Raw genomic sequence first — 11465 nt, forward strand, 5'->3', positions numbered from 1 at the left:
GTTACAAAAGTCAACATTTGTAACTGAAAGGGTTTGTAGTTATAATGAATGCATGAAAAGTTTAAGCAGAGAACTAATATTGGAAACCGCTCACCGAATGGTGGCTGAACAAGGCATGGAGAAAGTTAATCTCTCAAAAGTCGCAAATGAACTAGGAACGACTCATGCGGCGATCTATAAGTATTTCGCGGGAAAAGAAGAACTATGGACTGCTCTTGCAAGTTCATGGCTTAATCATGAATTGGCAGTACTTTTTCCTTTTAAAACTGAAAATTATTCATCTAGAAGAGAAATCGTTCATGACTGGTTATGGAGCTTAAGCGAATCCAAATACCAATCTTATTTACGTGAGCCGGAAATGTTCAAGTTATATACTACCTATATTGATGGAAATCCAATTGTATGGGCTAGGCACGTTGAAGATTTGGCGGGAAGCTTGAAGGAGGCAAGCAAAATTGAAGACGACGGGTTTTTACATGCCATTCTGTTGGCATTCTCCTGGTTTTCCGCGCCGGCCTTTGCAGAGAAGTGGTTATTGATTGACATTAAAAGAGAATTTGAAGGGGTCTGGAAGCTGGTTGAAGCGGGAATATTAGAATAACCCATTGGGATAGCGGGGGAACATATAATGAACAAAACCGATCGACAACTCGCCATAATGCTTGAGCTGCAACGGAACAGGGTGTTGAGAGCGGAAGATTTGGCGTCTCTATTTGAGACTAGTGTGCGGACAATATATCGGGATATACACGCTCTGAGTGAAATGGGTGTTCCGATCCTTGGTGCTCCCGGGCAAGGTTATTCCCTAATGAAGGGATATTTTCTTCCGCCGGTCGGGTTTTCTGCTGAAGAGGCCGTAGCCTTGCTTATGGGTACTGACTTTATCGAGCAACGGTTGGATGGTGATTATGGAAGTGTAACCAAGGCGGCCCGGCGCAAAATTGAAGCGATCTTGCCGGAACCGGTGCGCGGCGAGTCGACACGCGTTCGGGAAACGATGCGGCTTCTTCATGCCGGTGAGCCGGTTACCAGTTGGAAGGAAAAGGACTATCTCGGACAAGCGAGGCGGGCGATTATGGAACGCCGAAAATTGCGTATTTCGTATCTGAAGAAAATGCCGGAAGCGGACGGCAATCGGAAGAGCGTGCGCGAGGTTGCCCCATACGGATTGGTGCTTGTTCAGGGGAATTGGATTTTGATTGCGCATTGCGACTTGCGGCAGGAAATTCGGCATTTCCGTTTGTCGCGCATGGCGGAGCTTACCGTATTGGAGGAACGCTTTCTCATTCCACATGGGTTTAACCTTAACAACTACCGTCCGCCGGAGGACCGTCATGAACGAGTACTGGTTAAGGCTAATCCCGTAATAGCGGACAAAATCGCGGAGACTTGTCATTTTTATATGGAATCGACTGAGGAGCGAAAGGACGGCCTTTTAGTTCAATTTCTTGTCCGTCAACCGGAAGAATTGTTGCCTTATATCCTCAGCTGGGGCGGCGATGTCGAGGTGTTGGAGCCGGAGTCTTTCCGACTTCGGATACGGGAAGAGGCCGAAAAAATTTTAAAACGCTACTGACACGCTGTTGTCAGCAGCGTTTTTTTATACTGGGATTATATCCAAGAAAGAATAATGAGGAGTTGTTTGATCCATGAAAAGTACAGCGGAAGCATTGCAGGCCTTTGAGGAGAGCGTAGAGCATTATTTGATCGAACTGGAAAGCCTCAATATGGAGCAGCTGACCAAAAAAACGGATGAGCAGGAATGGTCGATTGGTCAAATGTATATGCATTTGATTCAATCGGCACAATTTATGCATTTGCCTAATGTCGAACAATGCTTGGCTGGAAGTGAAGAAACAGTAGACGTCATGGAGGAAAAGACGGAGAAGGGCAAGGAAGCCTTCGAACTTGGAAGCTTTCCGCCCGTTCGGATTCGGGTCCCTGCTTCACCGCAATACACCCCAAAACAGCCGGAGAGCAAGAAGCAACTGACGGAAGGCCTTCGAGGTGTGGTGGAGCGGATGAAACGTACCGAATCAGCCTTGAATAAAGTGTCCGAAAGCAGAAAGATTCTTCATCCTGGATTCGGCGCACTAAACGCCAAGGAGTGGTTTTTGCTTATTGAGATGCATTACAGGCACCATCTATTGCAACTGGAACGTTTGAAAAATTTATATGAAATAGCACGTAAATGACTACAAGGAGGAGGGCAATAACCTTTTCTCCCATTTATCTAAGAAGGCAGGATCGGAGAGTGCTCTAATCCTGCTTTTTTGCGTGTTATATGATGTTTCTATTGTACTAAGCTTTCCAAATCCGGCTGCAATTTATTCCGCAGCGCATACAACATGACAGCCCCAACAAGGAAAGCAACGGCATCGGCAACGACAAGGGACCAGACCACTCCGTGGAAGCCATTCATACGGTTGGCGATAAACAACACAGGAATTAGAGTAATTCCTTGTATAACAGACATAATAAAAGCTGCGGTTTCTTGCGCTGTTGCTTGGAAGATACCCGTAAACAACGTGGTCATTCCTGTGATGAACAAGGATAAGAACGTCACGTGCAGAATGTAGCTGCCCATTTCAATGAGTTGCGGATCATTCGTAAATAAACCAATTAAGTGGTCGGAAGTCAGATAGACAATGACCCCGAACAAGACTGCCAATGCAACAATCGCTTTGATCGTAAATCCAATGGTTTGCTTCATGCGCAATTTATTCGCTGTGAAAGAGAAGGCGACCAATGGCACGATTCCCTCGCATAAGCCCATCAGAACAAACTCCGGAAACTGTAATAAACGCGATGAAATTCCGTAAGCCGCTACGGCCCGATCTCCATAATCAATAAGGAAATGGTTAAAGATGAGCGACATGGCCCCTAAAAAGATACTCATTATAAAGACTGGAACTCCGATTTTGAATACATTGCCGAGAATGTCCTTGTTAGCCTTGAACCATTGGATGGAGACAGTTAAGAATTGACTCTTGAATCCCATATGGAAGGCGTAGAATGCACTCGCGACCAGGCTAGAAATGACCGTAGCCGATGCAACGCCGATGATGCCCCAATGAAAAACGAAGATGACCAGCGCATCGAGTACAATATTCACGACAACACTCAGAATCATACCCACCATCGACGTGATTGCCGCACCCTCCGAGCGTACGATATTCTCCAGCGTGAAGAATAATATGACGAATGGGGAACCCATTAGCATCATCGTGACATAATCCTTCGTGAAGCCGAAGGAGTCGGGCGTTGCCCCCAGACCATGAACAAGGGGATCGATCAACGGGAGGCCTGCGGCTATGACGACTAGACCGAGAAGTAAACTGCTGTAAAAAGCGAAGGAAGATACATGCTTTACATCATCATATTTTTTCTCCCCCAGCAAACGGGAGATGAAGGTACCGCCGCCAATGCCGATCAAGTTGCCTAGCGCCATGATGAACGCAAATAACGGTAAGGTTAGTGCGAGTGCGGTTAACATGGCGGTATTGCCCAGCGTACCAAGGAAATAGGCATTCAAGATGGAATAGATGACGCTCATTGAAGTACCTAACATCATAGGTACAGCAAAGTGAGCTACGGCTTTGGCGATCGGTGCTTTCTCAAAGTAATGGAGGTTCTCTGCATCCATGTGGGTCACCACTTTCTGTGTATATTTTGTCCTTAATCTAACGGTGTTAGTTTGAACCTTACAGTGTTAGATGATATCATGGACCTATAGATCTGTAAAGCACAAACTTACACTGTTAGTTAAAAGGGCGGATAACGATGAAAAAGCAGCAGCCGCAAATTTCCGAGGATAAGATCTTAGAAGCCTCGTGGGAGCTTCTGGGGGACGAGGGGATCGAGAAATTCAGCCTGAGGCGATTGGCCAACCGGCTGGGGATTCAGGCTCCCTCTCTGTACTGGTATTTCAAGAGCAAGCAGGATCTCTACCAGCGTCTGGCCAACCAGGTTTCGAAGATCATTCTGGAGGAGTTTCATTCCGAGGGAAACTGGAAGGAGCAACTGACGGGGCTTGCGGTAACGATACGGAGTGTACTTAGCCGGTATCCCTGCTCCACGCAGCTCATGATGATGACGCTGCCGCACGAACCGGACATCATCCGGTACACCAACCGTATGCTACTCTGCGTAGAATCGACGCCGCTTGGGCAAGAGCAAAAAATACAAGCGGTTCTTTCTCTTACGAACTATGTTTACTTCTTCGTTCTAGACGATTATCAACATCAGCGCAATGTCTCTGCAATCCTGGAGAAACAAGGTGATCTTCCGGATGGAGAGATGATAGGCCTTCTCGATACTATGAGCGAGAGTGATGCGGGATTGTTCCGGAGGATGTTTAAGAACGGGCTGTTCAAGGTGATGGGGTCCGACGGGGCGTTTGAGTTCGGCTTGAAGCTAATTCTGTTGGGGATTGAGCAGGTGATAAAGGAGCAGGAGAAGTAGAATGAAGGAAAAGCCCATCCGGCAATGAAGCCACCCGGCAGACCTCAAGCTGATTAGTCATTGGGTAACCTGCCCCTTTGTCCCATCGGTGCATTTTTGGTGTATTCCGAAGCTGTTCACTGGTTATCCTAGACATGGGTTCCCAATAGATCATAAAGGAATGATATTTGTGAAAACGGATCAATCACAATTAACCGCAGCGGAGATGGGAAAGCTTTGGGCGACGTATGTTGCAAATACGATGGGGAAATGCGTGCTTAGTTATTTTCTTCAGCATGTGGACGATATAGAGATCGAGAAAATTTTACAATATGCCGAGGGGTTATGTGAAGTCTATATACAGGATATTGAAACCATTTTTAAACAAGCGGACTTTCCAATACCGATCGGGTTTACAAAGGATGACGTAAATTTGGAAGCACCCCGACTGTATGAAGATGATTTTTATCTTCATTACCTACAGTATTTGGGTAAAGCTGGTATGAGTATTTACAGCGTGGCCATCCCTTTAGTGACAAGGAAAGATATCCGGGATTTTTATGTCAAAACCCTTCATGATACGAGCAAATTGATGGTTTATGTCAATGATGCCTTACTATCCAAAAACCCATTACTAAATCCGCCCGTCATCCCTCCTCCGCAAGGAGTCGATTTCGCTACAAAACAGAGTTTTTTAAATGTTTTTTTTGGAAATGGGAGACCGCTGCACGGATTAGAAATTGCCCATCTTTACGGAAACCTGAACAACGACATCACGAGTAAAGCTATTATTGTTGGCTTTGTCCAGGTGGCGAGAAGTGAAGAGGTCAGACAATATTTAGAACGTGGGAAGAAGCTTAATCAAAAGCATATTGATCTGATGTCGGATAAATTGTCTAAAGACGATTTGCCATCCCCTCCGAGTATCGATCATTTGGTCAGACCCTCAACCGAGCCTCCTTTCTCGGATAAATTAATGGTTTATCATAAGATCGACATGTTCTCCATGAAGATAAGGGAATACGCCAACGGTTTATCACTTGATGGAAGAAAAGATATCGGCGCCTTATTTGCAAAATGCCAATTGGACGTTTCGTTATACGTAGAAGATGGTGCCAATATTATGATTAACCACGGCTGGATGGAGCAGCCTCCAGAAGCTATAGACCGAGATAAATTAAATGCTGGACATTAAAGGCTTGGTCAAGAAACAGACGCATAGTAAAATGGTGACAATGAAGTAGGGCACTCGGACGCGAGTGCCTTTTTCGCCGTTTAATGGGTACGGTGAGCCGTATCACAAATAGTGGTAAAGCGAGAGTGGTGGCCGTGATTTAATTAAGAAATTCTTCGCAAAATTCTTGTTCGACACAAGCGAATTCCCTTAACGTATCTGAAACGGCTTGGAAGTTATTCATAACAATGTTGGACTGGCATTGGGGGAGAAATTAGCAACTGTTGAAAGAATATTGAGACTTAATTCTGAGTCAATATTTTTATTGATATAATTTATCACTTTTTAGTATATTTTGGGTGGAGGCACTTGTCTTTTTAATTCACAGACACCGAACGAGGACCCCACCAAATATAAAGAGCAATGTCAGTAAAGGTGTCAGCACATATGTAAAAGAAGCCCCTTCTCTACCTGTCCAATCGGACAGATAAAGAAGGGGTGAGGTACTAGTGTCGTCTTAACCGGTTCGGAAAATAATAAATGCACTGGATTTTACCGGGGTCTGTGTCTTATCAGTAGGCGCCGAAGCGACTGCCTGCGGCCACGCCCTTGGGGGATATGCGTTCAATCTCCGCCAGATCGTCGGGTGACAGCGTCACTTGCAGCGCTCCTAGGTTCTCCTGGACGCGGTCCAATCGTTTCGTTCCCGGAATCGGCACAATCTGCTCTCCTTGTGCCAGGAGCCAGGCCAGACTCAATTGGGCGGGGGTGCAGCCTTTCTGGGAGGCCATTCTCTCGATCAGAGAGACGACTTCAACATTCTTTGCGAAGTTCTCGCCTTGGAACCGTGGGTAGTAACGCCGATAGTCGTCTTCCGGCAAATCCTCGAATTTCTTGATCTGGCCGGTCAGGAAGCCGCGGCCAAGGGGGCTGTAAGGAACTAGGCCGATACGAAGTTCCTTTAGAACCGGGAGGACTTCGTCCTCCACTTCTCTGCTCCAAAGCGAATATTCCGTTTCAACCGCGGTAATCGGATGAACCGCATGAGCTCTTCGGATAATATCGGCTGGTGCTTCCGACAATCCGATGTATCGAATCTTCCCTTGCTTAACGAGGTCGGCCATCGTGCCGACCGTTTCTTCGATGGGCGTATTCGGATCGGGCCGATGCTGGTAATAGAGATCGATATAATCCAGTCCCAGGCTATAGAGGCTGGCATCCACGGATTTCTTGATGTAGGCGGGATCTCCTTTCGGACCTTGACCGTGCGTGATGCCGAATTTGGTTGCAATAACGGCCTTGTCACGCCGTCCTTTAAGGGCACGTCCGACAAGCTTCTCGTTTTCTCCAAAACGCCCGAGCTGGTATTCCGTCCCGTAAAGGTCGGCCGTATCAAACATCGTCACACCCAATTCCAGTGCTCCCTGAATGGTACGCACGGATTCTTCGTTGTCAGGCATCATCATCGTTCCGAGGCTGATGGCCGACACTTCAAGTCCTTCGTTCCCTAGTTTTCTTTGTTGCAGCATAGGGTTCCCTCATTTCTGATCTTAGGATCTTTCGAACATGAGCCCATTCTAAACGATCCCTGCCGAGGCAACCACACAACGCTTTTACTAGTAAAAATATTAACGGCCAGCACCCGGGTCCTCTGTATCCGGTGTATAAATGCAGATATGAATATCCGGGCGGTCGGACAGATTCACCAACGAATGGATATCATAAGGAACAGGTCGATGGACACCGGAAGGTTGTAAAATAATCCGGTTTACTTTTTTGAGTTGAATGTCGTACTGGCTCCAAATTCGTTCGAACTCGGCGCTGTTTCGGATAAGATGCTCCACCGTCGTCTCGAACCAAGGATCATCCCGGTGATTATCGTAGTAAGTTCGGAACACGGCCACCGAATATCTCGCGAATTCTTCAATATTCACGATGCGATTGCGCATTTCCGTATCTTCGAACAACAACCGGATGAAATAACGTTCTTCGACAGGAATGGAAGCAAAGTCGGCAAAAGTCTCTTGGGCTGCTTTGTTCCAAGCGAGTACTTCGCTCCTCTCATTTGTGATATGAGAAGGGTACCCCAACTGATCGATAATCTTCTGCATCTGCTGATTCACTACGGACGGAGTCGCAAAAGGCGTCTCAGATACATGAGGATTCCATAACTGATGTAAATGACTCTTTTCGGCTGGAGATAATCGAAGTGCTTGGGCGATGCTATCGATCACATCTCTGGACGGTGTCAAATCCCGACCTTGTTCCAGCCACGTATAGTAGGTGACGCTTACGCCTGCCAGTACGGCGACTTCCTCACGCCGTAGTCCAGGCGTCTTCCGTTGCCCGCCCGCGAACTCCAGGCCCGCATCTTCCGGCGAAAGCCGTTCTCTGCGTGATTTGAGGAACGATCCCATCACTTTTGCTCTGCTGTTAGTAACCGTCATAGATCAATCACCACCTCAATGTTTGGTACTTGAGTTTCATTTAGTAACACACCATCGCTTTAGAATAACGATAACATTTTCTAACTAACATATCACTTGGCTAATCAGTGGAAAACTTGTTATTTTTATAGTCTCAACCTTCGCTTAAAAAAACAGGGCTCCCTTAGTCCGGGAGCCCTGTTTTTAGATAAGACTGACCTTAATCCTGACTTCCTTGAGTAACCCCATGAACATAAGTTTGCCAAGGGGTATCCAGTGCTCCCTGTCCGGGGTTATAGGTAAAGAAGTACTCGACGGTGTCCCCTTGCTGCAGGTTATTGACCGCATAGGTATAGTTGCCGTTCCCCGTGGAAGTCATGGCTACGTTGAGCTGTACGCCGTTATTGATCTTATAGTGCAAATCGGCGAAGGTTGCGCCGTTGACATAGAACAGCAAGTTATCGCCTGTTTTCTTCAGGCCCTTCACTTCATCGCCAATAACAATCGTGGAGGGCTCCTCCGGCTCCTCGGGATTCTGGCTGCCGTCATCTTTATAAACACGCACATAATCTACCTGGAGCGTCGCGGGGATGTCGCCGGGACCCGGAGCCAGACCGCCGTCAAAATTCCCGCCGATCGCCAGATTCATAATGAGGTAGAACGGCTGGTCGAAAGGAGCGTTCGGATTGTTCGGCGCAGCTGTGGAGTACCATTGATCCCGGGTAGCTTTAAAGAAAAACTTGCCGTCCACATACCATTTAATATTGTCTTCCTCCCAGACTACGGAATAGACATGATAATCATTGGCGATGGTTTGCCCTGCCGGGAAGTGATATTCGCCGGAGCTATAGGTGTTTGCGGGCCACTGTCCGCCAAAATGGATGGCTCCGGAAGAAATGCCGGGCAAACGCCCTCTCGCCTCCATAATATCGATCTCACCGGATGCCGCCCATGTGCCGTAGACCTGATCTTGCGGAAGCATCCAGAATGCGGGCCAGATGCCATTGCCCGTAGGCAGCTTGGCGCGGAAATCGACCCTGCCGTATTTGAGTGAAAAGTGGTCCTTGGTATTAAGCTTACCGGAAGAGTATTGTGCATACCGGCTTGGGTCCTGCGGGAAGGACTTCGGCTCGTTCAACGCCCGGATATTTAGCTTCCCGTCCTGGATAAATACATTTTGCGCACTATTGGTATAGTGCTGCAGCTCCGCATTGCCCCAACCCCAAGTACCCGGGTCGTCATTGAGATAATAACCCAGCTCATAGTTCCAGTTATCCATATCAAGCTGACTTCCGTTAAATTCATCCTGCCAGACGAGCGTCATTCCCTCAATGGCCGGATTACTTGGCGTGCCGAGAGGAATATCCTCATGATCGGCTTCATCCGGCCGGGGTGCGTCGGGATTTCCGATAAACGTGTAGTAGACGAAATTGTCACCGACGTTTCCGCCCGCCTGCCCGTTTAATGGGTAGCCGATACGGATTTGCATATCTTCCTGGATAGGCTGGAACCACAGCCCGTAGATGTAGTCGACCCAATATCCCCACTGATTGGCACTGGACAGGTTATTGTAACCATTGGAGGAGTATACGAATCCGCTCTGCCCGGAATCCCCCAAATTGACCCATTGCCCATTGATATGAATCTGATATACGAAATTCTCCAGCTCGTCGGCGATTGGGGCACTTCCGTCAATCTTGGGCAGAGGCAAACCAATGGCACCGCTTTCATTTGCGGTGTAGGTTGTTCCCTCATAGGGAGTAATGATGTATGAATTTCTTACGGGTTCATTAAAGGTGATGGTATAAACGACGTTAACCAAAGAGGTTTTCGATTCCAATTTGACATGGATCGACTCCGTGACGTTAAACCAGTAGCCGCCGCCGCCTTCGGTGAAATGGCCGAAGTTTTGGTCATAGATCCAGCCGCTGGCCGCATTGTTGTCGATATCGATCCATTGGCTGCCGTTTACGGGTTTGACGTATACTTTCAAATCATCGGCAACCGCTGCAAAAGGGATGGCCGGATCATTGTTGAAAACCGGATAGGTGAAGCCGGCTCCGCCCGTAATTCCCGCTGTGATTTCCGGTCCTTGCGTAGGTGTCATCGCCGTAATGGTTGTTTTGTTGATGTTTTGGAATACAAGGGTGTATTCAAGCGCAATCCCATTCGCCTTGGAGTACAGCTGAATTTCTGTCGTTGCGGAAAGCACAAACCAATAGCCGGTAAAGCCGCTGTCGCTCCAGTGGCCCCAGTTCTGGTTGTAGACAAAGCTGCCGACACTATCAATATCGACCCAGTTGCCGTTCACCTTCACTTTGACGCCCAAGTCTTGGACAACATCGTTCCAGGTGGCGGAGCCTCCATTGAATATGGGCATAACAAACCCGTAGCTGGCCTGCCCGACTCCGGATTTTGTGATGACCGGTCCGTCTGCCGCAGAAAAATAACTCATCGAGGTAATGGTGGTTCCCGTTCCTTCAGCCGCCTGAACCTTCGGAGCCGGCAACAGGCTGACGCCGACCACCATCACTGCCGCCAGAAACAAACTTATTACTTTTTGAACAAGCCGTCTTTCCGAAAACCGAGATCGCTTCATGAATACCCTCCCTCAAATAATGATTTTCTCCCAACCTATGCACACAAAGGAAAATACTTACATAGGGGAGTGTCTTTATTCTATCAAATCTGGTCCTCAGATAGATAGGTGCCATTTTTCGGGTGGGGTCACAAAATTACTGCGATACTAGGTTTAATCAATATCATATTGAGAAATAAATGGTTTTGCTAACCGGGAAGGGTGTATTTTATCTCCTAAACTATAAAAGTCACAGAAGCTCATGATAAGAGGCTTCCATTTTTCAGGATCAATATAATTTTTCTTTCCTTCTACTAAAATAGATTCGTCAATATGGGTTTTTATTATTTCCACTTCTATCGCCTTGATCGCACTAGGTTCATCAAATGAATGAATGTTCTTAACAATTGCCTCCAGCTGAACAGGACATTCATTTACAACCGGTGCTTTCACTAATTGCGCAGGACTTGCAGTAAGACTCGCCCTTCCAAATTTATCTTCTACATATTCATAACCCATATTTCGCTTTTTTTCTGATACTTGTTTCTTTCCAGTTGTTAGAGCTAACTTATCGACAGAACTGACTAGTGCTGCTGAAGGTAAGTTTAAAACGCAGTCTCTTTCTCTTATTAAATTTGTGACAGTCTGGGAATTCCCGCTCATCCCTAGCATACACGACTGATTCAACCACCATGCCGATGACATTGGAGCTAAATTAGGAGTTCCATTTTCATTTAATGTACTAATCAGGACAACTGGGGTTCCGAAATAAAATATTTTAGGTTCAATTGTTTTATGCATGACACCACGTCCTCCGCCTGTTTTTGATGCAAAGTAAGTATAT

At 47.0% G+C, this 11465-nt stretch carries 10 protein-coding genes; 5 read left to right on the forward strand and 5 right to left on the reverse strand.

Features of this window, described 5'->3' with window-relative positions; translation table 11 throughout:
- Positions 1 to 52 precede the first annotated feature (52 nt).
- The 3 genes from V3851_RS12025 (at position 53) to V3851_RS12035 (ending at position 2195) form a co-directional block, all read left to right on the forward strand.
- Positions 53 to 601 (forward strand): TetR/AcrR family transcriptional regulator, encoded by a 549-nt coding sequence (locus tag V3851_RS12025; protein ID WP_331846782.1) that lies wholly within the window; start codon positions 53 to 55, stop codon positions 599 to 601.
- 27 nt (positions 602 to 628) lie between these two features.
- A complete protein-coding gene (locus V3851_RS12030) occupies positions 629 to 1576 on the forward strand; it encodes a helix-turn-helix transcriptional regulator (RefSeq protein ID WP_331846783.1) in 948 nt (315 codons plus the stop codon).
- 73 nt (positions 1577 to 1649) lie between these two features.
- Positions 1650 to 2195 (forward strand): DinB family protein, encoded by a 546-nt coding sequence (locus V3851_RS12035; protein WP_331846784.1) that lies wholly within the window; start codon positions 1650 to 1652, stop codon positions 2193 to 2195.
- A gap of 98 nt (positions 2196 to 2293) precedes the next feature.
- Here the strand turns inward: V3851_RS12035 and V3851_RS12040 are convergent, their stop codons facing one another.
- On the reverse strand, positions 2294 to 3646 hold the full coding sequence (locus tag V3851_RS12040) for an MATE family efflux transporter (protein WP_331846785.1): 1353 nt from the start codon (positions 3644 to 3646) through the stop codon (positions 2294 to 2296).
- A 137-nt stretch (positions 3647 to 3783) separates the two neighbouring features.
- Between V3851_RS12040 and V3851_RS12045 the strand changes: the two genes are divergently transcribed.
- On the forward strand, positions 3784 to 4464 hold the full coding sequence (locus V3851_RS12045) for a TetR/AcrR family transcriptional regulator (RefSeq protein ID WP_331846786.1): 681 nt from the start codon (positions 3784 to 3786) through the stop codon (positions 4462 to 4464).
- A 169-nt stretch (positions 4465 to 4633) separates the two neighbouring features.
- Positions 4634 to 5638, forward strand: coding sequence for a DUF3231 family protein (locus tag V3851_RS12050; protein ID WP_331846787.1), 1005 nt, complete (start codon positions 4634 to 4636; stop codon positions 5636 to 5638).
- A gap of 551 nt (positions 5639 to 6189) precedes the next feature.
- Here the strand turns inward: V3851_RS12050 and V3851_RS12055 are convergent.
- The 4 genes from V3851_RS12055 to V3851_RS12070 form a co-directional block, all read right to left on the reverse strand.
- Positions 6190 to 7143, reverse strand: a complete 954-nt coding sequence (locus tag V3851_RS12055) for an aldo/keto reductase (RefSeq protein ID WP_331847052.1) — start codon at positions 7141 to 7143, stop codon at positions 6190 to 6192.
- 102 nt (positions 7144 to 7245) lie between these two features.
- Positions 7246 to 8064, reverse strand: a complete 819-nt coding sequence (locus V3851_RS12060) for a helix-turn-helix transcriptional regulator (protein ID WP_331846788.1) — start codon at positions 8062 to 8064, stop codon at positions 7246 to 7248.
- Positions 8065 to 8263: 199 nt separating this feature from the next.
- The gene (locus tag V3851_RS12065) at positions 8264 to 10642 is read right to left on the reverse strand and encodes a glycoside hydrolase family 16 protein (protein WP_331846789.1); all 2379 of its coding nucleotides are present in this window, start codon (positions 10640 to 10642) and stop codon (positions 8264 to 8266) included.
- A 153-nt stretch (positions 10643 to 10795) separates the two neighbouring features.
- Positions 10796 to 11422, reverse strand: a complete 627-nt coding sequence (locus V3851_RS12070; RefSeq protein WP_331846790.1) for a flavin reductase family protein — start codon at positions 11420 to 11422, stop codon at positions 10796 to 10798.
- Positions 11423 to 11465 lie beyond the last annotated feature (43 nt).

The organism is Paenibacillus haidiansis (assembly GCF_036553665.1).
Classification (GTDB): Bacteria; Bacillota; Bacilli; order Paenibacillales; family Paenibacillaceae; genus Fontibacillus; species Fontibacillus haidiansis.

Excerpts from the sequence above, each read along its gene's own strand:
- V3851_RS12025 (WP_331846782.1), top strand. The coding sequence starts at position 53 with ATGAAAAGTTTAAGCAGAGAACTAATATTGGAAACCGCTCACCGAATG.
- V3851_RS12030 (WP_331846783.1), top strand. The coding sequence starts at position 629 with ATGAACAAAACCGATCGACAACTCGCCATAATGCTTGAGCTGCAACGG.
- V3851_RS12035 (WP_331846784.1), top strand. The coding sequence starts at position 1,650 with ATGAAAAGTACAGCGGAAGCATTGCAGGCCTTTGAGGAGAGCGTAGAG.
- V3851_RS12040 (WP_331846785.1), bottom strand. The coding sequence starts at position 3,646 with ATGGATGCAGAGAACCTCCATTACTTTGAGAAAGCACCGATCGCCAAA.
- V3851_RS12045 (WP_331846786.1), top strand. The coding sequence starts at position 3,784 with ATGAAAAAGCAGCAGCCGCAAATTTCCGAGGATAAGATCTTAGAAGCC.
- V3851_RS12060 (WP_331846788.1), bottom strand. The coding sequence starts at position 8,064 with ATGACGGTTACTAACAGCAGAGCAAAAGTGATGGGATCGTTCCTCAAA.
- V3851_RS12065 (WP_331846789.1), bottom strand. The coding sequence starts at position 10,642 with ATGAAGCGATCTCGGTTTTCGGAAAGACGGCTTGTTCAAAAAGTAATA.
- V3851_RS12070 (WP_331846790.1), bottom strand. The coding sequence starts at position 11,422 with ATGCATAAAACAATTGAACCTAAAATATTTTATTTCGGAACCCCAGTT.